Origin of the sequence: Natronomonas halophila, from assembly GCF_013391085.1 — an archaeon.
GTDB classification, from domain to species: Archaea; Halobacteriota; Halobacteria; order Halobacteriales; family Haloarculaceae; genus Natronomonas; species Natronomonas halophila.
Map to the genome: position 1 here is coordinate 122,947 of NZ_CP058334.1, position 20,098 is coordinate 143,044.

The 20,098-nt window shown below is 65.6% G+C and carries 22 protein-coding genes; 9 read left to right on the plus strand and 13 right to left on the minus strand.

Annotated elements, in window-relative coordinates; genetic code table 11:
* Positions 1 to 42 precede the first annotated feature (42 nt).
* The 3 genes from HWV23_RS00560 to HWV23_RS00570 are packed head-to-tail and all read right to left on the minus strand — an operon-like array spanning position 43 to position 3,496.
* Positions 43 to 1,965, minus strand: coding sequence for a molybdopterin biosynthesis protein (locus HWV23_RS00560; protein ID WP_178288482.1), 1,923 nt, complete (start codon positions 1,963 to 1,965; stop codon positions 43 to 45).
* Complete coding sequence (locus HWV23_RS00565) at positions 1,958 to 3,166, minus strand: molybdopterin molybdotransferase MoeA (protein ID WP_178288484.1); 1,209 nt, start codon at positions 3,164 to 3,166, stop codon at positions 1,958 to 1,960. Before HWV23_RS00565 ends, HWV23_RS00560 begins: the two co-directional genes overlap by 8 nt.
* Before the next feature lie 57 nt (positions 3,167 to 3,223).
* Positions 3,224 to 3,496 carry a hypothetical protein gene (locus tag HWV23_RS00570; protein WP_178288486.1) on the minus strand — a complete coding sequence of 91 codons (273 nt, stop codon included), beginning with the start codon at positions 3,494 to 3,496 and terminating at the stop codon, positions 3,224 to 3,226.
* 143 nt (positions 3,497 to 3,639) lie between these two features.
* Between HWV23_RS00570 and HWV23_RS00575 the strand changes: the two genes are divergently transcribed.
* Entirely contained in the window at positions 3,640 to 3,987 is a 348-nt protein-coding gene (locus HWV23_RS00575) for an Hsp20/alpha crystallin family protein (protein WP_178288488.1), read from the plus strand.
* Between the two features lie 55 nt (positions 3,988 to 4,042).
* Complete coding sequence (locus tag HWV23_RS00580) at positions 4,043 to 5,701, plus strand: ABC1 kinase family protein (protein WP_178288490.1); 1,659 nt, start codon at positions 4,043 to 4,045, stop codon at positions 5,699 to 5,701.
* 52 nt (positions 5,702 to 5,753) lie between these two features.
* Here the strand turns inward: HWV23_RS00580 and HWV23_RS00585 are convergent, their stop codons facing one another.
* Positions 5,754 to 6,050 carry a DUF5658 family protein gene (locus HWV23_RS00585; protein WP_178288492.1) on the minus strand — a complete coding sequence of 99 codons (297 nt, stop codon included), beginning with the start codon at positions 6,048 to 6,050 and terminating at the stop codon, positions 5,754 to 5,756.
* Positions 6,051 to 6,245: 195 nt separating this feature from the next.
* On the opposite strand from HWV23_RS00585, the gene HWV23_RS00590 reads away from it, so the two are divergent.
* Complete coding sequence (locus HWV23_RS00590) at positions 6,246 to 7,310, plus strand: pyridoxal phosphate-dependent aminotransferase (protein ID WP_178288494.1); 1,065 nt, start codon at positions 6,246 to 6,248, stop codon at positions 7,308 to 7,310.
* Positions 7,311 to 7,316: 6 nt separating this feature from the next.
* On the opposite strand, the gene HWV23_RS00595 is transcribed toward HWV23_RS00590, so the two are convergent.
* From HWV23_RS00595 to HWV23_RS00605, 3 genes are read right to left on the minus strand one after another with little or no spacing between them, the layout of a single operon-like run.
* Positions 7,317 to 8,051, minus strand: a complete 735-nt coding sequence (locus HWV23_RS00595) for a metallophosphoesterase (RefSeq protein ID WP_178288496.1) — start codon at positions 8,049 to 8,051, stop codon at positions 7,317 to 7,319.
* Positions 8,052 to 9,590 (minus strand): RPA family protein, encoded by a 1,539-nt coding sequence (locus HWV23_RS00600; protein WP_178288498.1) that lies wholly within the window; start codon positions 9,588 to 9,590, stop codon positions 8,052 to 8,054.
* The gene (locus tag HWV23_RS00605; protein WP_178288500.1) at positions 9,587 to 10,864 is read right to left on the minus strand and encodes a Single-stranded DNA binding protein; all 1,278 of its coding nucleotides are present in this window, start codon (positions 10,862 to 10,864) and stop codon (positions 9,587 to 9,589) included. Before HWV23_RS00605 ends, HWV23_RS00600 begins: the two co-directional genes overlap by 4 nt.
* Positions 10,865 to 11,034: 170 nt before the next feature.
* Between HWV23_RS00605 and HWV23_RS00610 the strand changes: the two genes are divergently transcribed.
* Together HWV23_RS00610 and HWV23_RS00615 are read left to right on the plus strand one after the other, a co-directional pair.
* On the plus strand, positions 11,035 to 11,436 hold the full coding sequence (locus HWV23_RS00610) for a CBS domain-containing protein (protein WP_178291583.1): 402 nt from the start codon (positions 11,035 to 11,037) through the stop codon (positions 11,434 to 11,436).
* 102 nt (positions 11,437 to 11,538) lie between these two features.
* Positions 11,539 to 11,841 carry a hypothetical protein gene (locus HWV23_RS00615; protein ID WP_178288502.1) on the plus strand — a complete coding sequence of 101 codons (303 nt, stop codon included), beginning with the start codon at positions 11,539 to 11,541 and terminating at the stop codon, positions 11,839 to 11,841.
* Here HWV23_RS00615 and HWV23_RS00620 read toward each other — a convergent pair whose 3' ends face one another.
* The gene (locus HWV23_RS00620) at positions 11,842 to 12,561 is read right to left on the minus strand and encodes an alanyl-tRNA editing protein (RefSeq protein WP_178288504.1); all 720 of its coding nucleotides are present in this window, start codon (positions 12,559 to 12,561) and stop codon (positions 11,842 to 11,844) included.
* Between the two features lie 137 nt (positions 12,562 to 12,698).
* Between HWV23_RS00620 and HWV23_RS00625 the strand changes: the two genes are divergently transcribed.
* Positions 12,699 to 13,208: a halocyanin domain-containing protein gene (locus tag HWV23_RS00625; protein ID WP_178288506.1), complete on the plus strand. Its 510-nt coding sequence runs from the start codon at positions 12,699 to 12,701 to the stop codon at positions 13,206 to 13,208.
* Between the two features lie 55 nt (positions 13,209 to 13,263).
* Positions 13,264 to 13,851, plus strand: coding sequence for a uracil-DNA glycosylase family protein (locus HWV23_RS00630; protein ID WP_211693292.1), 588 nt, complete (start codon positions 13,264 to 13,266; stop codon positions 13,849 to 13,851).
* Positions 13,852 to 13,868: 17 nt separating this feature from the next.
* Here the strand turns inward: HWV23_RS00630 and HWV23_RS00635 are convergent, their stop codons facing one another.
* Positions 13,869 to 14,510 carry an METTL5 family protein gene (locus HWV23_RS00635; RefSeq protein WP_178288508.1) on the minus strand — a complete coding sequence of 214 codons (642 nt, stop codon included), beginning with the start codon at positions 14,508 to 14,510 and terminating at the stop codon, positions 13,869 to 13,871.
* A gap of 122 nt (positions 14,511 to 14,632) precedes the next feature.
* Here HWV23_RS00635 and HWV23_RS00640 point away from each other — a divergent pair, with 122 nt between their 5' ends.
* Positions 14,633 to 15,031, plus strand: coding sequence for a transposase (locus tag HWV23_RS00640; protein ID WP_178288510.1), 399 nt, complete (start codon positions 14,633 to 14,635; stop codon positions 15,029 to 15,031).
* A gap of 9 nt (positions 15,032 to 15,040) precedes the next feature.
* Here HWV23_RS00640 and HWV23_RS00645 read toward each other — a convergent pair whose 3' ends face one another.
* The 4 genes from HWV23_RS00645 to dph2 all read right to left on the minus strand — a co-directional run bounded on the left by HWV23_RS00645 (position 15,041) and on the right by dph2 (position 19,503).
* On the minus strand, positions 15,041 to 16,066 hold the full coding sequence (locus HWV23_RS00645; RefSeq protein WP_178288512.1) for a disk-shape morphogenesis protein volactin: 1,026 nt from the start codon (positions 16,064 to 16,066) through the stop codon (positions 15,041 to 15,043).
* A 94-nt stretch (positions 16,067 to 16,160) separates the two neighbouring features.
* On the minus strand, positions 16,161 to 17,039 hold the full coding sequence (locus HWV23_RS00650; RefSeq protein ID WP_178288514.1) for a cell division protein CdpA domain-containing protein: 879 nt from the start codon (positions 17,037 to 17,039) through the stop codon (positions 16,161 to 16,163).
* A gap of 24 nt (positions 17,040 to 17,063) precedes the next feature.
* Positions 17,064 to 18,383, minus strand: a complete 1,320-nt coding sequence (locus HWV23_RS00655) for a hypothetical protein (protein WP_178288516.1) — start codon at positions 18,381 to 18,383, stop codon at positions 17,064 to 17,066.
* A 67-nt stretch (positions 18,384 to 18,450) separates the two neighbouring features.
* Positions 18,451 to 19,503, minus strand: a complete 1,053-nt coding sequence (gene dph2, locus HWV23_RS00660) for a diphthamide biosynthesis enzyme Dph2 (protein WP_178288518.1) — start codon at positions 19,501 to 19,503, stop codon at positions 18,451 to 18,453.
* A gap of 149 nt (positions 19,504 to 19,652) precedes the next feature.
* Here dph2 and HWV23_RS00665 point away from each other — a divergent pair, with 149 nt between their 5' ends.
* Positions 19,653 to 20,048, plus strand: coding sequence for a YlbF/YmcA family competence regulator (locus HWV23_RS00665; RefSeq protein WP_178288520.1), 396 nt, complete (start codon positions 19,653 to 19,655; stop codon positions 20,046 to 20,048).
* Positions 20,049 to 20,098 lie beyond the last annotated feature (50 nt).

Below are 20,098 nucleotides of genomic sequence, written 5' to 3' on the forward strand. Positions count from 1 at the left end.
CCGGAACGCGTTAAAAGTATAGGCCAACTCGGGTTGGGCCACCTATCGGGCCTCGTAGCCCGGCAGGTCCGCGAACACGGATTCGGCGTCGGCGATGGCGTCGGCCAGCGACTGGACGCCGGGCTTGTCGGCGCGCTCGTCGGCCGCGAAGACCCGGACGGTCTCCTCGCCACAGAGGACGAAGTCCATTCCGAGGCGTTCGGCTGTCGCCCGGAGGCCGAGGCCGGCGTCGGCTTTCCCCGCGAGCACTTTTCGGGCGGGCGACTCGTGGGCGCGCACCGCGAAGTCGAAGCCGTCGATGGCCTCGACGAGGTCGTGGCGGTCGACGCCCCGCTCGTCGGCGAGTTCCGCGACGGCATTGCCGAGCGTCGTCCGCAGGCCGGCGTCGGTCGTCCGATTGACGAACCGCACCTCCTCGTCCACGATGTCAGCGAGGCCGTCGATGCCCTGCGGGTTGCCGGCGGGCACGACGAGCCCCCACTCGCGGGTCCAGCCCCCCAATTCGACGCCGTCAGCGGGTTCCGTGTCACCCGTCGTGACCGCGACGTCCGTAACCCCGTTCCGAAGTCGGCGGAGGCCCTGCCGCGCGCCGACCGAGAGATACCGCGGCCGGGTGACATCGTCGAGAAGCCGTGAGAGTGCAGGGTCGTCCTCCCCGGCACCGAAGACTGCAGGCGCGCGCACGTCCGTCGAGAACAACTGTACCTCGACGCGTTCGCCCTCGTCGAGGTACTCGACGTCCGGCGGGACGGCGACGACGCCGTCGGCCTCTACGAGACTCGTCGTCGCGCCGCTGCCCTTGTCGACGGGGTAGACGAGCGTGTTTCCCTCGCGTTGGGCGGCTTCGCCGCCTCCTCGGGCCGACTCCGTCGGCCCGCTCTCCACGAGGCCGGCCGGCATGTACCGCAAGCGCCCCTCGCTGTACCGTTCGCGGACCGCCATCGACCCTTCGACGGTCGCCGTCTTGGGTTCGGGCAGGCCAGCGGCCTCCCGAATCGCGGGCGCGACGAACGTCTGGAAGATGGTCAGCGCCGAGACGGGATACCCCGGCAGGCCGACGTACGCGGAGCCTTTGAGTCGGCCGACCAGCATCGGCTTGCCGGGCTTGACCGCGACACCGTGCAACAGGAGTTCGCCCGTCTCCTCGACGACGCGGTAGATGACGTCGACCGCGGATGCGGAGGTCGACCCCGAGGAGAGCACGAGGTCGCATTCCTCGGCGGCCTCCCGGAGCACGGATTCCATCGCCTCGTAGTCGTCGCCAGCATGGGAGTAGAGTTTCGCCTCGCCGCCGGCCTCCTCGACCGCCGTCGCGGTCGTGTAACTGTTGACGTCGTAGATTTCGCCCGCGTCGCTGTTCAGCGAGTCGCCGGGCCGGACGAGTTCGTCGCCCGTCGATATGATGCCGACCGTCGGCTTGCCGCGAACCGGCACCTCGTCGACGCCAAGCGCCGACAGCAGGCCGATTTCTCGGGGCGTCAGCACCGTTCCGGGGCCGAGCGCGCGCTCGCCGGCCGCGACGTCCGCGCCCGCGAACATCACGCGGTCGCCCGGCGCGAGCGACGTGCGCACCAGCACCGTGTCGCCGTCGGTGTCTGTTCGTTCGACCATCACCACCGCGTCGGCTCCCGGCGGGAGGACGGCGCCTGTCGATATTTCTGCACATTCGCCGGCGCCCACCTCTACGTCGGGTTCGGCACCGGCGTGGACCTCACCGACCAGTTCGAGTCGGTTCGGGTCGGCCTCGTCGGCGCCGAAGGTATCCTCGGCTTTGACTGCGTAACCATCGACGCTTGCGCGGTCGAACCCCGGCACGTCGAGTTCGGCGTCGATGCGCTCCGAAAGGACGCGGCCTCGTGCTTCGCGCAGCGGGACGGTCTCGTCCTCAGGTCGGAGGTCCAAATCCGCGATGACCTCGTGGGCTTCCTCGGGGTCGGCCAGGTCGCGGAACTGCTTTCTATTCATGGTACTCCCAGTTTTGGACCGCAACGGTTTCGCCTTCGGGAACCCCCTCCCGGCTTTCCTCGACGACGACCCAGCCGTCGGCCAAGGCGACGCTTGAGAGGACGCCCGAGCCGCTGGCGCGAGTGGGCGTCGCTTCGAGGCCGGATTCGGGCTCGTCTAATTTCACCCGCACGAACGTCCGAACGCCGGGTTCGCTTCGAATCTTTCGGGTCAGCGTCGCCTCCCGCGTCGGCGGCGGATTCAGCGGCATCCGACCGAGATGCTTGATAAGGGGCCGCAAGAACTGGACGGCGTTGACGATGGCCGCGACGGGATAGCCCGGCAGCATGACGACGGTGGTGTCCTGTACGCGGCCGAGCGCGACCGGATGACCGGGCTTGAGGGCGACGCCGTGGACGAGTATCTCGCCCAGTTCGTCGACCACCTCGGGGATGAGGTCCCGCTCGCCAACGGAGGAGCCGCCGGTCGTGACGACCACGTCGCGCGTCAGGTCCCGCTGGACGGCCGCCCGCAGGGCCTCGTGGTCGTCGGTCACGATGTTACGCCGCTTCACGTCGGCGCCCCAGCGCTCGGCGAGTCGCGAGACGGTAAAGCGGTTCGTCTCGATAACCTCGCCGGGGTCGGGGTCGGCCTGCACGAGTTCCTCGCCGGTCGGAATCACGGCGACTTCGGGTTCGGCGACGACTTCGACGGTGTCGATGCCGGTGGCCTTCAGCAGGCCGAGGTCTGAAGGGCGCAACTGATGGCCGGGGTCGTAGAGCCGCTGGCCCTCGTCGACGTCCTCGCCGACCGGCGCGACGTTTTCACCCTCGGCGACGGCGTCGAACACCTCCAGTTCGCCCGCGAGTTGTTCGGTCTGTTCGACCATCACGACGGCGTCTGCGCCCTCAGGCAGTTCGCTGCCGGTGTGGACCCGTGTTGCGGTGTCGGGGCCGACCGATTCGCCGGGGCGTAGGATGGCGGGCGAGCGGTCGGAAGCGCCGAAGGTGTCCTCCGCGCGGACCGCCCACCCGTCCATCGCGGCCCGTGGATAGTGGGGGACGTTCCGGGCGGCGTCGACCGGTTCCGCCAGCGTCCGGCCGTCGCAGACGGACAGCGACACCCGTTCGGTGCGGTCTATCGGGGCGATATCGAGCAGTTCCTCGCGGGCGGCGGCGACCCGCGTCCGCTCTTTGAATCCCGATTCGCGTACGTCGCTCATACCCCACTCTGGGGATGCAGGGGTGAAAAAGGGTGACTCCGCGGCACGCCGTCACACTCAGTTCGGCGCGACCAGAACGCTGCCGTCCCGGATGACGAAAAGCGGGTCGTGGCCGCCGAAGGCCGTCGCCATTCCGTCGCTCGTGTGTACCTCGACCGGGGCTTCGACGGCTTCGTCGAGAGCGTGTGTTTCGCCGGCCGCGAGGGTGACTGACTCCGTCCGAACGCCCGCACCGTGGACGACGACGTGGAGAGTCTCCGTCGAGGGCCCCTCGTTGTGGACGACGGGGCCACGCGTCGGTCCTGCAGTCGGGCGACTGGCTCCAGCCATCGTGTGAATAGTTACCACGACATTATAAGTGTCTTCGGGCTGGTTCGGCTCCCGATCCCGACGGCCGATTGGGACTTTCGCTCCGGTACGTGCAGTTGTCCGCCACCGGGGATTTTAACGCTCCAGCGGCCCTAGCCATGGGTATGCAACTTCGTGAGGCGTTGGGCGAACTCCCGGAGACGGTTTTTGCCGACCTGCTGGAGAACGAGGAGGCCTATCTGCTCGTCATCGACCTGCCGGGGTCGACGTCGGAGACCGTCGACGTCCGCCTCGAGGACGGCCGCCTTCGCATCGAGGCCCGCCGCGAGAAGGACGTCCCGCGGTCGTTCCGGTACGTGACCGAGGAACGGTCCCTCTTTCTGGATGCTGAACTCCCGCTGCCGTCGGACGTCTCCGGCGGCGGTGCCGAGGCGGAAGTCGAGAAAGGCGTCCTCACGATTCGCCTGCCGAAATCGACCGACGAGGGCGGCCAGCATATCCCCGTCTCGTGAGCCGGGACACGCGGCCGATAGCCGGCGGGATATCCACCCCGAGTGAGGTGTACCTGTGACGCTCCGCGCCTATCGACGGTTCGTCGTCGTCGCCTACCAGTTCCTGCCGCTGCTGCTCGCTTACGCCCGCGACCGCAACCGGTATTTCCTCTTCGGCCCCAGCCGGACGGTCTCGCCGGAAAAGCGCCGCGAACGGGCGGACTCGCTGCTGGAGTCGCTGGTCCGTCTCGGCCCCACGTTCGTCAAACTGGGCCAGTTGCTCTCGACGCGACCGGACGTCCTGCCCCCGGAATACATCGAGGTGTTCGAGAGCCTGCAGGACGACGTCCCGCCCGCGCCGTGGGCGGAGAGCCGTACGGTCCTCGAAAGCGAACTCGGCCCTGTTGACGAGGTGTTCGACGAGTTCGACACCGACCCGATAAGCGGCGCCAGCCTCGGACAGGTCTACATCGGCGAAATCGACGGCCAGCGCGTCGCCATCAAGGTTCGACGGCCGAACATCGAGGACCTCGTGGAGGCCGACCTCCGGGTCATCCGCTGGTCGTTGCCCATCCTGATGCGCTTCGTCAGCGAGACGCGCTCCTTTTCGCTGGAGACGCTGGCCGACGAGTTCGAGAAGACCATCCGCGAGGAGATGGACTACGAGCGGGAGCGCCGTATGCTCGAAGAAATCGGCGAGAACCTCGGCGACAACCCGGACGTCCGCGTGCCCGTCGCGCTCCCCGAGTTGTCGACTCGGCGCGTGTTGACGATGGAGTACGTCGAGGGGACGAAGATTTCACAAATCGACAACCTCGACCGACTGGGCGTCGACCGGACGGAACTGGCGACGACGCTCCAGCGGGTCTACCTCCAGATGATTATCGAGGACGGCGTCTTCCACGCCGACCCTCACCCCGGCAACCTCGCCGTTCAGGACGACGGCACCATCGTCTTCTACGACTTCGGCATGAGCGGGCGCGTCGACCCGTTCATTCAGGAGAAAATCGTCGACTTCTATCTGGCCGTCGCCCGTCAGGACACCGACGCCATCCTCGATACGCTCATCGAGATGGGGACGCTCAGCCCCGAGGCCGACCGCGAGGTCATGTCCAACGTCATGGAACTGGCCATCGCCGACGCCCGCGGGGAGGACATCGAACAGTACCGCGTCCAGCAAATCATCCAGCAGGTCGAGGACACCATCTACGACTTCCCTCTCCGCCTCCCACCGAACCTCGCGCTCGTCTTGCGCGTGGCGACAGTCGTCGAGGGTGTCTGCGTGACGCTGGACCCGGATTTCGACTTCATCGCCGTCGCGACCGACTACCTCCGCGACGAGGGCGTCCTCGAAGAGAGCGCCCGTGGCTACCTCCGGGGTCGCGGCGAGGAACTCCAGCACCTCGGCGAGTCGCTGGTTCGCGTGCCGCCAAAACTCGAATCGACGCTGGACCGGGTCGAACGCGGCGACGTCTCGGTCGGCGTCGAACTCGAAGACGACGAACCGCTCGAAAAACTGGCCAAACGACTGGTCGTCGGCATGCTGCTGTCGACGGGACTGCTGGCGACGACGGTCCTCTATGCCTTCGCCACCCTCGAAGCGACGGCTGTCGCGGCGGGCGTATCTGCCCTACTTGCGGGCCTGCTGTGGCGGTCGTTCCGCAAGCGCCGCGGCATCCGTGCCAAGCCGCAGTTCACGCGGCAGGCGATGCGCGAGCGGCAGGACGAGAAGTAACCGGGGGACGACGGGTTTTCACGGTGGTCTTGTTTAAAAGGATACGCCGGCCTCATGCAAGCGTCGTGAGAAGCAACACACGGAGGTTCCAGACGACGATGAGTGTCCCGAGGACCGCCAACCCCAGCGGCACGCCGACACAGTAGGGCTGGGGCGTGCGCCGCCAGACGACATAACAGCCCCCGAAAACGGTGGCTTTCAGCACGAGCATCGACCCGACGGCCGAATACTCGAAGAGGTACGCGGCGAGCGGCTGGAGTTCGACGACGCCCGTCAGTCGGAGTCCCACAGCCGTCGTCACCACGTCGCCGGCCCCGAAACAGAGAACGGCGATGCCCCACAACCCCATCACACCACGTCGAGGAATTGCCTCAACCCGCACGGGTTCGCCGCTCATGCCCCGGGATACGGCGAATACGACCATTGTAACATCCAGCTTACCCATGGAAATAGGCCGGTAAACAACGCCTTCCCGCGGCGAGTTCGGGCTGTCCACACGGGACTCGGACGGCGGCCTTTTGAGGCCGCCCGCCGACCTTCGAGTATGCAAATCGAACCGTTCGAACTCGAACGCTGGTTCGCCGAGGTCGAATCCGGCGCCGATATCATGCTCGCCGAAAGCGGCGTTCGCCCGCTCGAAGCGAGCCGCTTCGATACGGACCCCGGCGAGTTGGGCTACGTCATCCCCACCGCAGGCGACCCCGAATTCCGCGAGGCCATCGGCGCCCACCACGACCGAACCGCCGAGGAGACGATTTTCACCTGTGGGACACAGGAGGCCAACTTCCTCACATTCCTCTCGCTGGTCGATACCCACGCCGTCGTCGTGACGCCGACCTACGGGTCGCTCTCGGAGGTGCCGGCGGCGCTGGCCGAAACGACCGAAGTCCCCCTTTCGGACCTCGACTGGACGCTCGATGTCGATGCGGTCGCCGAAGCGATTCGCCCCGATACCGACCTCGTCGTCGTCAACAACCCGAACAACCCGACCGGCCGCTACCACGACGAGGACGCGATGCGTGCCCTCTACGACGTCTGTGCGGACAACGGAACCTACCTGCTCTGTGATGAGGTCTACCGCCTGCTGGACGAGGACCCACGGCCCCCCGTCGCGAGTTTCGGCCGCTACGGTATCTCGACTGCCGGCGTCTCCAAATCCTTCGGTCTCGCTGGCTTACGATTCGGCTGGCTCTGTGGCCCCGCGGCCGTCGTCGCCGCCGTCGAGAACTGGAAGGATTACACCACCATCTCGCCTTCGGCGTTCGGCCAGCATATTGCCCGACAGGCGTGGGACCGCCGGGAGGAATTACTGGCCGAGAACCGCGAGCACGCCGCGAAAAACCGCGAATTGGTCGTCGAGTTCCTCGACGAACACGACCTCGAATGGTCGAATCCCGACTGCGGGACCAACGCCTTCATCGAGGTGCCCGACGGCTTCGCTGGCGGAGAATCATTCTGCCGAAGCCTCGTCGAGGCCGAATCGGTCGTCCTCGCACCCGGCGAGGCCTTCGACCGCTCCGACTGGTTCCGCATCGGCTTCGGCCTGCCTCACGAGGAACTCGTCGAAGGGCTGGCACGCGTCGATTCGTTCCTCCAGCAACACGCCTGAGCGGACCTACACGCGCCGATAATCGCCAAGCCGCGTTCCGTCGAGCAAGTAAGCCTCGCCGTCGGCCAACCCCTCGGGCAGAAACGGTGAGAGGAACCCGTCGGCTTCGTTGACGAAGGTGCCACCCGAGCGGTCGTTAAACGCGGGGCAGACGACCATTCGGTCGCCCACCTCGTCGTACTCCGGAAAGCCCGCCGAGTCGATACCCCCTCGAAGCCAGACGCGCTCCGTTCGGCTACCGCCGACCGCGTCTTCGAGTCGGACCTGCGGGTGCTCGTGGGCGGTACACAGCGTCGGCGCGGCGGCGACTTCCTCGGCGGGCCACGTGTGGCCGTGACAGAACCCAACGTCGCCGATACGGGTTCCGGAGCCATCGACGACGTTCACGTCCGTGATGCCGTCTGCGACGGCCTCGATGTTTCCGTCGTGGTTGCCCTTCGTAATCGTGACCGGGACGCGCTCGGTGACCGTCTCCAAAAGCGTCTCCAGTTCGATGCGCTCGGCACCGGTCGGTTCGCCGATGGCGTCCGCGAGGTCACCCAAAAGGACGACGCGGTCGGCGTCGGTGTCGACCAACAACCGAAGAAGGCGCTCACGGCGTTGCTCGGCGTTGCTTCGGAGTTCGACGCCATCCAGTCGAAGGCCCACCTCGATGCCGGCGTGATAGTCGGCGACGACGAGGGCGCGCTCCGGCCCGCAGTCGGCGACGGCGGCCGGCCGGCCGGGCACCGGGTCGAGCATTCAGATGGACTTGAGCGTGCCGTCGGAGGGCTCGTAACACCGGCCGCTCATGAGGGCGTCCTGAATCGCCTCTTCGACGTCGTCGGCGGCGACACCGTGGGATTCGACGACTGCCTCGACGAGTTCGTCGTGGTCGGCACCGTCGCCCTCGTCGAGTTCTTCCATCGTATTCATGACGGCGTCTTCGAGGTCGACGTCTCCGGCGGCTTCGGCCTCTTCTTCAGTTCCCGTTTCTTCCTCGGCCTCCCCCTCGATGGGTTCGGCCGGCTCCTCGGTGTCTTCCGGTTCGGGTTCCGGCACTTCCTCGGATTCGGTCGCTTCGGGTTCCGATTCAATTTCACCCTCGGATTCGGGGGTCTCGATGCCGGCCTCCTCAACCTCGTCGGCCGTCGAGAACTCGGTGCCGTACTCCTCTTCGACCTGTTCGCGGGTCTCCTCGTCGAGGTCGAACTCTCCGGGGTCGAAGTCGTCCAGTTCCTCCTCGACTTCCTCGCGGACCTCCTCTTCGGATTCGAATTCGCCGGGTTCCTCGACGGTCTCGGATTCAGTCTCGGGTTCGGCCGCCGGTTCGGCCGTCTCTTCGGTCACTTCCTCGGTCTCCTCGATGGTCTCGGATTCGGCGGGTTCGGACGTTCCTTCGACTTCAGCAGGCTCTCCGGTCGCCGGTTCGGTTTCGACCTCCGTTTCCGCTTCGGCCGACTCCTCGGGTTCGGGTTCCTCGCTTTCCTCTTCGACCGTTCCCGGAGTGACCTCGGCCTCGTCTTCCTCGTCGACGCCGGCCGCGGCAGCCGCCGACGCCGGCGAGGGAGCACCCGACAGGTCGAGCGTCGCGAGGTCGCTGGCGTCGCCCATCCCCTCGTCGGGGGCGACGTCGAGTCGCCGGACCTCATCGCGCTCGCCCGCGACGACGCGGGCGGCATCGAGAGCGGTCTCCCGAAGCGCGTCGAGGTAGGCGGGCGTCGTGTCGTAGTAATCCAACGCGAGCGCGACGCCGTCGGCGAGGCGGTCGTCGATACCCTCCTCGACCAGCGCGGCGCGTAACTGGTCGCCGGAGAGTTCGGCCTCGATGGCCGAGGCCATGATTCCGATGCGGTCGATGGTCCGCTCGGCCGTCGTGACGACCCAGCGATCCCGGGTTTCGGCGTCGACCTCGCTGATTGATTCGGGCCGGACCGACGTGTAAATCTGGTCGCCGTCGTCTGGTTCGAAGGTTCGAGCCTTCCCGGAGAGGGAGACGAAGGTCGGCGGGTCGGCGCGTTCGAGAAAGGCCAGCGCTTCGGGTTGATACTGGCCGGCGTAACTGACGAAAGCGCCCGTCGGGTCGACGATACGCCCCCGAACCATCTCGGGGTTGACGTCGTCGACTTCAGTGAGGACGCCGACCGCGAAGAGGCGGTTGACCCGCGCGCCGGTCGGCGTGACGACGTAGTTCGGCGCGCGCTCCTCGTCGCTTTCGCTGTAGGAGAACTCCGCGTCGTCGAACTCGGCGGCGAAGAGGCGGTAGGCGACCTCCCGTCGTCCGGGGCCGGAGTCACTCATGCGCCCACCTCCGCCAGCAGGTCACGGGCGCGTGACTCGGGGTCGTCGTCGCTCTCGGCGAACTCCTCGGCGTCGAGGTTCGCACCGTATTCGTCGACCGACAGCGCGCCGCGAACGCGGTACTCGCCGCCGACCAGTTGCTCGCTGATGTCATCGGCGACGACTTCGCGGTCCATCGCATCGCGGGCGTGTTCCAGCGCTTCTTCGAGGGTGCCGCCGTAGATTTCCTCAGTCAACTCGCGGCCGAGGACGACGGTGACGGTGTCGGTGCCGTCATCGAGGATGGCCTTCACGCGCATGTCGTCCTCGGGGTCGACCTCGCCGTGGCTCCGACACTGGTCGTTCTGGACGACGCGGCCGCAGTCCGGACAGCGCTGGATGAGGCCGGAGCCGTCGCGGACGTCGATGACGTTGCCGACCAGTTCCACGTCGAAGACGCCGCCCGCGCCGACGGCCTCGCCGATGGTCATCCGGGTCGCCGAATCGCTGACTGCGACCTCGGAGGTCGGTTCGACCGTCGAGAACTCCGTGACGTTCACGGAGGGGACACCCCGGTACTCGCGGATGTAGACGTCCTCAAGCCGGACCGACTCGCCTTCGGCGATTTCGTCGTGGGGGTCCCAGTCAGTAAACGGGAGGCGGGCGGTCGAATCGCCCAGCACGCCGCTGAGGATTTCGGTCTCGCCGTCGCGGCCGTCGATGGTCTTGGATTCGACTTCGACGGCTTTCACTTCCAGCGTTCGGCCGCGGTCACCGGGTTCGAGGTCGATGAGGTCGCGTTCCCCGCCGATGTCGTAGGGGACTTCCAGCGGTTCGTCCCGCAGGGTGACCGTCGTCGATTCACCGAGGTTGAGTTCGGGGTCGCCCTCCCACTCGCGGACGCCGGCGTTGCCCGCGGTGATGGTGTCGCCGGGCGACAGCGAGAAATCGGTCCAGGCGGTGTAGGAGATGCGGCCGGTCTTGTCGGCCAACTCCCCCTCGAAGATGGTCTGGTCTTCGCCCTCGTAGCGAATCGAGCGCTTGCCGACCGTCAGCACGCGCGCGGTGACGGTGACGTTACCCATGTCGGGTTCGATGTCGTCGATGTCGGTTTCGGGCGGTTCGTCACTGCCGCCACCACCGCCGCCGCCGTCGCCGTACTTCCGGCGCAGGCTCTGTTTCGCCTCGTCCATCGGCACCGAATACGAGACGAGCTTCTCCAAGTCCTCTTTGACCTCCGCTTTGTCTACGCCGAGGCTGGAGGCGAGTTCCTCGGCAGCATCGTCTAAGCTCATCGAACGGACGTTGGTCAGGGGGCCCCAAAAGCGTTCGCGCCGAGCGCTGTAGCTACGGGTCTTGTCATCTAATCGGCCAGTGTATTTGAGTAATTACTGGCCTCGATCTTCGCGATTGTCTTGCATTATTGATAATGCTTAACACCCGGCAACACCGAGAGGGTAGTATGATGGACGATATCTTCGTCGCCCGACTGATGACTTCGGACCTGCAAACCGTTTCTCCCGACACACTCGTCGAGGACGCAGCCCAGTTGATGATCGACAGCGGCATCGGTTCCGTGCTCGTCGTCGACGAGGACAACGGACTGCGAGGCATCCTCACCTCGACGGACTTCGTTCATATCGTCAGCGAACGGAAGCCGAAAGACCAGACGCCGGTCTCGAAGTACATGAGCACCGACGTCGTCACGACCACCGCACAGACGCCCATCGAGGAGGCCGCCGACCTGATGCTCGAACAGGGGGTCCACCACCTGCCCGTCGTCGACGACACCGAGGGAGTCATCGGCATCATCACGACGACGGACCTCACCACCTACGTCGCCGGCCTCCAGACACAGACCGCCTGAATCCGGCGTTTTAAAGGTGAACCCTCAGGTGCCTGTCGAACGTCAGACGCCTGCCCGACGAGGCTTTTTGTAGTTCTGTAGTGAAGGGTTCAGTCCCTGACAATGTCGCCATCCGCGAGTGACCCCGAAGACGTGCCGATAGAGGTCAGTCTCGCTGCCGAGGAGACGGAGAACCCGCCCGTCGAGTCCGACACCCGTATCGATATCCTCGTCGAGAAGGAGGCCTATCCGACGGCCCGACTCGACGACGGCCGGTACGTCGCCTGGTGGTTCACGACCGATTGCCCGCCCGCGGACGACCCCGTAACCAGCGAGTGGGTCACGGCGCCGACCCGGTTCCTCGCGGCGGGTACGCTCCACGAACTCTGGGAGAACCCCGGCGTGATGGAGTCCCTCGACGCTTAATCAGGCGAGTTCGAACTCGATGCGGTGGACGTCGGCGCCTTTCGAGGTGTGGTCGATAATATCCACGCGCCCGATTTCGTCCAGTCGCTCGACGTGAGTACCGCCGCACGGACACATATCGAAGTCCTCGATTTCGACGACGCGAAGCGGGTCGACCGACTCCGGGATGAGGTCCAGAAGTGCCCGCCCTTCCGTGACGTTCTCCTCGACCTGTTCGCGCGGGCGGTTCTCCTTGGTAACCGAGTGGCCGCGGTCGATGACCTCGTTGGTCCGTTCCTCGATGAAGGCGATGTCCTCCTCGTCGAAGTTCGCTGGTTCGAAGTCGATGCGCGAGCGGTCCTCGTAGACCTGATTGCCCGCGGTCTCCGCGCCGTATTCGTCGAGGACGACCCGCGAGAGGACGTGCTGGGCGGTGTGCATCCGGGTCAGTTTCGCGCGGCGCTCGGCGTCGATTTCGGCATCGACGGTCGTCCCCTCCTTCGGGAGGTCGCCATCCAGCGATTCGATGCGGTGGCGAACGTCGCCGTGGTTCTTCCGGACGTCACCGATGTCGGCCCGACCACTGTCCCATTCGATGGTGCCGTGGTCCGCCGGTTGGCCGCCACCTTCGGGATAGAAGTACGTGCCGTCGAGAACGATATACTCCGGCGTCGCTTCCGTCACCGTGGCCGTAAATTCGGTCACATGGTCGTCGTTCGGTAGATACAGCAGGTCGGTCATGCGCGGGCGTTGAACCTGCAAGCGCAAGAAGCGGTCGGTCCAACTCGGGCGAGCGTACGACGCCTCCCCACCGCATCAAGGTCTGTTGGCACTTGACAGGGGCGTTTTATGTGGTTTCATGCCCAACGAATAATCGTATGCGAGAACTCAGCCGACGGCGATTCGTTCAGGCTACCGGCGCAACGGTTGCGGTTGGTGCGGTTGCCGGTTGTACCGGCGACAGCGGCAACGGGAACGGCAACGGGAACGGGAACGGTGACACGCCGACGCCCGGTGGCAACGGTGGCGACGTGCCGCAGGAAATCGCCGACCACCTCGACGGTGCGAACCTCTACGAGGGCTCCGTCGAGGACCTCACCGGTCAGGACGAGGTAACCGTGAACGTCGGCGCTGGCGACGGGCTGGCCTTCGACCCGCCGGCGATTCGCATCTCCTCGAGTACGACCGTCGTCTGGGAGTGGACCGGCGCGGGCGGCAGCCACAACGTCGCCTCCGTCGAAGGCTCCGAAAGCGACTTCACTAGCGACTACTCCAACGAAGAGGGATACACCTTCGAACAGTCCTTCGACAACACCGGCATCCAACTCTACGTCTGTGAACCCCACCAGACCCAGGGCATGAAAGGCGCCATCGAAGTCGTCGAATAATCGGACTAATCGGACTGCCGGCTTTCTTTTATACGTCGACCGCCTAGCCGTGGCCGTGAAACGAGTGACGGACCGGGTGTCGAACCCCTTCGGCATGCGAGCGCCCGGCGAACCGGCCGTCCACGGGTACGGCGACGCGAACGCTGATTTCCACGTCATCGGCGCCGATGCTGACACTCACGGCGGCGCCGACACCGGCGTTCCCTTCACGGACTCGACTGCCGGCAAGCGTCTGCAACGCGTCCTCCATTCGGTTGGCTTCGCGGCCGAACCGTACAGCGACGGCCCCGAGTTGACGAACTGCTACCTCTCCTATCTTCACCTCTCGCCCGGCGACCCCGCCGACCTCGAACGGTATCTCGACGCGGAACTCCGGGCCCTGAACGCCCACATCCTCCTGCCGGTCGGCGACGCTCCGCTGTCGTACGTTCTGGAGGAGTTCACGACCCAGGCGCGGAAACTCCCGCACGACGCCGACCGTCTCCACGCCAGCGAGGTCCGGGGCCGGGGCTTTCTGGTCGTCCCCGTCCGGGAGCCTGCCGACTGGGAACCGGGCGACGAGGAGGCCCTTATCGACCGATTGGCGGCGCTGCTCGATAGCGACTATCGACAGACGAAAGGCGTGGCGACGACGGTCGGCTAAGGAGAGCGTCCCTGCGATTACGCCCACTCGATGCGGAAGACTTCGGTATCGATTTGCTGGGATTCCTCGGTGTGGTGTTCGAACTGGCGCGGAATCTCGAACTCCGCGGCGAAAGCGTGGGTCACCTCGCCACCGTTGTCATCGGCGAAGGCTTCGACGAACTCCTGGCTGCCGGCGTTGTGGACGGAGTAGGAGACGGCCGCGACGTTGGCGGCGGTTTCGAGGAAAGCGCGATCGGCGCCCTCGCTGCCGGTCTGGGCGCCGAACGGCGGGTTCATGAGAACGGTCACTTCTTCATCGGGACACAGCGGCGCCCGCGTCGCGTCGGCCCGGAGCCACGCGACGTTGGTCATCGCGCCAACCCGGGTTTCGTTCTCGCAGGCGGTCGACAGCGGCGCCGGGTCGATATCGACGCCGAGAACGCGCTTCGGCCCGCGGAGGGCCGCCCCGAGTGCGAGCATCCCCGTCCCACAGCCGAGGTCGGCCACGGTCCGGTCTTCGATGTCGTCCTGCAGGTCCGCGACGTGGACGATGTGAGCCGCCAAATCGGGCGGCGTGTGGTACTGCTCCAGCGGCGCGCGTGGGTCCTCGAACCCCGCGACGACTGCCAACTCCTGTGCCAACCGTCGGCGCGTCGCGCCCGCCTTCCCGTCTGTCATGTCCCGCAATACTTACCAGAAATTCTTATAGGTTTGTGTATGTCTGTTGTTAATATCCCGGGGCGGGTCGGCCGACCGAGCCACGCGATAGTTTCTTTCTACCCCGTGTGTAACGACCAGTCATGGAGTGTCCCCGGTGCGGGGAGGACTTAGAGCGGTACGCCCTGCAGGGCCGGGAGGCGTTCGGCTGCAACGCCTGTGGCTACATCGGCGTCCCCGTCGAACACCGCGGGGAGTACGACCCGCCGGAATCGTGGGACGAGGCCATCTCCCGGTTCCACAACGTCGACCGCGTCGAATCGGTCACCATCGAGACGGCAGAGGACGACCCGACGCCGGAGTTCATCGACGAGGAGGGCGACACACTGGAACCCGCATTCATCCGCGTCGACGCCGGCAACGGGACCAACGGGGCACCCGACGCCGAGTTCGCGTGTGCAGTCTGCGGCGAGACGTTCGACTCGCGGGCGGCGTTGGATGGCCACAGCGCCGTACACACGGACGAAGAAAACGAGGCGTAAGGAAACGAGTTAGTCTTCGGCCTCGGCGGCCTCGGCTTCTTCCTCGTCGCCACCGCCGCCTTCCTCGGTTCGGGAGGCCACCAGCGCGCCACGGGCGACGCTGTAGAGCGGTTCGTCGGCCTTCCGGACGTCGCTGATGGAGAAGGGGATGTTGGCCTTCTCGAGGCGTTCCTCGAAGAGTTTCTCGAAGCCGGGCGGGCTCGCGGTACCGCCGGTGACGACGACGGGTACGTCGAGGCCCTCCTCGACGTCTTCCTCGTTGACCTCCTGGGCGACGTTCTCGATGACGTAATCGAGCAGGTTGTCGTAATAAATGGACAGCGCGCCCTCGACACCGCCGGCGTCGGTCGTGAAGTCCAGTCGGAAGTCGTCCTCCTTGATGGAGGTGACCTTGTCGATTTTCTCGCCGGTCGCGGTGGCGGTCTGTTCGTCGACCCAGTCGCCGCCGCGGGCCACGGAGAAGGTCATCACGGGGACCGCGTAGTAGGACAGACAGACGTTGGTCATCCCGGCGCCGAAGGAAATGCCCAGTCCCGTGAAGTTCGAGTCGGCCAACTCGGAGTAGATGACGGCCATGCCCTCGTTGATGGGTTCGGGGTCATAGCCCATATCGGCGAGGAACGATTCGAGGGTCTTCTGGTGGTACAGCGTCGAGAGGTCCGAGTCGATGGGGTCGGCGGGCGTCGAGAAGTGAATCCGCTCGTTGGGGCGGTCGGGTTCGCCGACCACCTGCTCGATGATGAGCTTGATCATCGGGATGGCCGACTGCTCCTCCGAAGAGAGGATACCGTGTTTCATCGGCCGGCGGGTTTCCTCGTTGAAGATGTTCGCGAAGTTCAGCGCGTCGTCGCCGACCACGTACACCTTGTCGTCCTTACGGATGTGGAGGACGTCCGACCGGGAGAGCATCCGCTCGGCCATGTCGCTGTATTCGATCTCGACAAAGGAGTTCCGCTGTGATACGAAGACGGTCTCGTTTCCTTCCTGCTGTGCCGAGACGATGTTCATCGTCCCGACGTCAATGCCGCGTGCCATGGAGGAAGGGGCGGTGGGTCGCTAATAAAGATACCTGCCAGTTCATACCATGCGTCTCGGGCACGGTTGTCGAAAATAGGGAGGAAAAGAACCGTTAGCCGCCGAGACGCTGCTTCAGACGTTCCCAGACGCCGTCGGGTTCGGCCTCGGCCTCCTTGCGCTGCTGCTCGCGGAGTTCCTGCAAGGCCGCCGCCTGGTCGTCGACGCTGTCACTCGTGTCGGTGCGGTTCTCGCCGCCTTTCAGGCCCTGTAGTGCGGAGAGTTGCTCGTCGACGCTTTTCGAGCGGTGGACGTTCGCCGAAGACTGGTCGAGGTTTTCGCCGTCCAGTTCGGCGTCGGGGGTGATGTTCAGCCGCTCGGTTTCGACCTTCTCGACGCCGCCCCAGTTGATTTCGGTGTTCGACATGGCCTCGTCGATGTCCTGCTGGACCTGCTCGTCGGTGACGTCGGGACCGGCGTCGGTTTCGGCCTCCTCGGCAGCGGTTCCGGGGCCGCCGCTGACTCGCTCGATGTGGTAACTGACGAGGGCGGCGCCCGTCGAGGCGAGGACGCTCACGACGCCGACCGCATAGATGGTGACGCCGCGGAGGCTGTAGTCGGCGCCGGCGTTCCAGTTGCTCGGATAGACGGAGACGAAGAAGGCGATAGCGGCGATGGTGACCACGAGGCCGACAGCGGCCACGTACAGCGCTCGGCGGTCGGCGGGCAACAGTACGACGACCGAAAACAGCACCAGCGGCAGGCCGAAGGCCCCGCCCGCGAAAGCGATTTCGCGGAGCCAGAACACCTCGCCCGCAAGGGCGGTTCGCTCGATGCCGAAAAGCAGCAATCCGATCAAGCCGAGGCCAAGGCCGCCGAAGAAGAGCGCGAAGCCGAGGTAAACGTCCGTACGCCGGTCCGGTTCCCCGATGTAGTTCCGATAGAGTGCGACGAGTCGGTCCTCGCCCGACCCGTCCGTGTCGGCGGTCGTCATTGGCACCCTCTTTCGAGCGGTGGCCTATGACTGTTTGGCCTCGAGCGACGCCGTGAGGTCGGCCCCACGGTCGACCGCTCGGGTCGTCCACTCGGCGACGCCCGCATAGAACAGATGGGCCCGTGCGACGGCACGGGTGTCACCGTCGCTCGACGAGGTACGGTCGGCCGTCTCCAGCAGCATCTCGCTGCGCTCGGCGAGATGTCGCTGAAGCGGCGTTCCGGAGGCCGCCGCTTCGATACCGTCGACGGCGTCCTCCTTGGCATCGATGACCGATTCGGCCGGTATCTCACCGTTCTCGAATCGGTCGACGGTTCGTGTGACCGCCGCATCGAAGGCGTTGAATTCCGTCAGATACGTGGCGATGTCGACGAGCAGTCGCACCGATGGCTCGCCGTCGTTGTCGTCGAGTTCGGAGAGCCAGCGTCGGCTTCGTCGGCCGACCTGAATCCGGATGTCCCGAACCCGGCCTTTCGGCGAGGCATCGTTCGGCGGGTCACGGTCGGCGTACGACTCCGCGATAGCTACGACTTCCTCACGGAGGTCCGCGAGGGCGGGCGGAATCGCGGTACGGAGCGACGGCGCCTCCGCGTCGGTCGCCGAGTCGTGCAGGGTGGCGATAGTCGACCGAGCCAGTCGGGTGCGTTCGACGCTCTGCCGAACCAACGCGAACGCCGTGTGTTCGTCCATACCGCCGTTGTCGGCGTCCGCCAGTTGCTCCCGTGCGTGGTCGAGATACCGAAACTCCGTCAGCCGGCGTTCCGCCTCGTAGAACATCGGCAGGTGGTCCCCGATGGGGCGTGCGATGCGGTAGGAAAACCGTTCGGTGAGCGCGTCGAGGGCGGCCTGCTCGTCTTCTATCATCGCTTCGATGGCCGCTCGGTCGACGGCGCCGGTCTTGGCCTCGATGTAGCCGAGCGCGAGGGCCACGTCACGGACCGTCGACTCGATTTGTCGTAGCGCGGCCTCGCCCCGGTCGGTCTCGCGGGCCGACTGGAGTCTCGCGTTCGCGTCCTCGACGATGTCGTTCGGGTCGTTCGGTATCGCCCGTCGCAGGCCGGTCAACTCGACATCGGGATTGGCTTCGGCCGCTGCGCGAAGGTCCGAAACGAGCGATTCCGCGTGTTCCAGTGCGTGGTCGAGTCGCTCATCGGAGACCGGCACGGCCGGCGGGAGGTCCGGCCACTCGATTTCGGCGGCTTCACGAAGGATTTCCGAACTGCTTCGGGGCACGTCCACCGGCGTGACCGTCGGGTAGTCGTCGCTCGTCGTCTCGTTGCAACCGGCGAGGGCGGCGAGCGTTCCCGCGGCACCGAGGAGGACGCGGCGGCGAGTGGAGGGCATCGGCAGAAACGTAGACAGCCGTCGATAAACGTTTTCTGGACGGAAGAAGGGCGTAGCCGCTTGACGGTTACCAGGTGCCGTGGAAGGTGTCGAATTCGAGGTCTTCGAGGTCCTTGTTGCCGACGGCGATTTCGTACTCGCCGGGCGTCAGCATCGGCTGTTTGAACTGCGGGCCGTCGTCGGTCGTAATCCGGGGACAGCCGGTGTTGACGTAGGCGTCCAGCCCGAAGTTGGTGAGGCGGTCCGGGGTCACCTCGTCCATCGTCAGCAGGTAAGCGTTCTCGTTGTTCTCGACGATTTCCTGGGCTTTCTCCCAGCGGCCCTGTCCGATTTTGGTGCAGTAGATGACGCCCCACTCCTCGGCGTCCATCGCCTTGTGGACGGAGGCGTATCGCTGCTTCATGAACTTCTCCGTGTCAGCAATTTTGACGACGTTGTTGACGGGGTCGGCGATGATGACCTTCTTGTCGGGGTGTTCCATCGCGAGGCCGAGGGGGTGGAACTTCCCGCCGCCGACGTAGAGAATCTGGTCGGCGTCGACGTCCGCGGAGGCGTAGTTACAGCCGAGGACCTGCCCCTCGTGGGTCAGGCGGTCGTCGCCACGGCGGACTTCGACCTCGTAGTCGCGCTCTTCGAGCCACGAGCGCATCTCGTCGAACTTGTTCATGTGCTGGGCCGTCGTCACGAGCCCGACTGCGGGGTCCTCGTCGGGGTCGGCGAGTTCCTCCAGGGACTCCTCCATGATGGGCGTGACTTCGACGTTCGAGAAGAGGGGGACGTAGATTATCTTCTCGGACTCCTTCATCGGGGAGTGGCCGAAGTGGACGAAGACGTCCGTCCGGCGCATGACCTCGGTGTCGAGGTCGCAGGCGCCGTAACAGGGCTGGCCCGAAATGAGGACGTTGACGTCCTCTGGAAGCAGTTCTCGCAGGTCGTCGGCGACGCGCGGGGCGCGTCGCTTGAGGCCTTCGGGGAACTGCAGACCGACGGTGCCGGCATCCCGCTCTTCGACCGCATCCACGATTCGGTCGAGTTCGTAGTCCCACGTCCGCTCGTGTCGGAGCGACATCCCGGTGTTCCGGAGGTCGCCCTCGGTTCGTTCCGAGGATTCCTGACTCATTGGACCTGAATAACCGTCGCGGACGTTTAATCTCCGCGCTTCGCCAACCGGAGTGATAGCTGCTCTCGTGGCCCGGCCGTCGGTTGTGGGTTCCGGCACCGCTGTATCCATCCGGCACCTCTTTAGGCGCGAGGCACAAAGCGCGGGTAATGAGCGTCGAGACGACTCCCGAAGGCGACCTTACGAGCGATGTCGACGAACTCGCAACGGAACTCGGCGAGGCCATCACGGACCTCCCGGCCTACCAGGAGTTCTGCGAAGCCAAAGCGGCCGTCGAGGCCGACGAGGAACTTCAAGAGGAGATTCGCGAGTTCGAACAGCTCCGCGAGGAGTTCATGATGGCACGACAGACGGGCGATGCGAGCAACGAGGATCTGCGTGAGCTTCAGTCGGCCCAGCAGGAACTCCACGAGAAGCCGAAGATGTCCGCGTATCTGCAGGCCCAGTCCGAAATCGAGCTGAAACTGCAGGAACTCAACGAAATCATCTCCGAACCGCTGGAAGTCGACTTCGGACAGAAGGCCGGCGGCTGCTGCGAGGACTAAGTTCGGTTCCGACCCCGAATCCGTATCGCCTTCCTTTTTGAGCAACCACC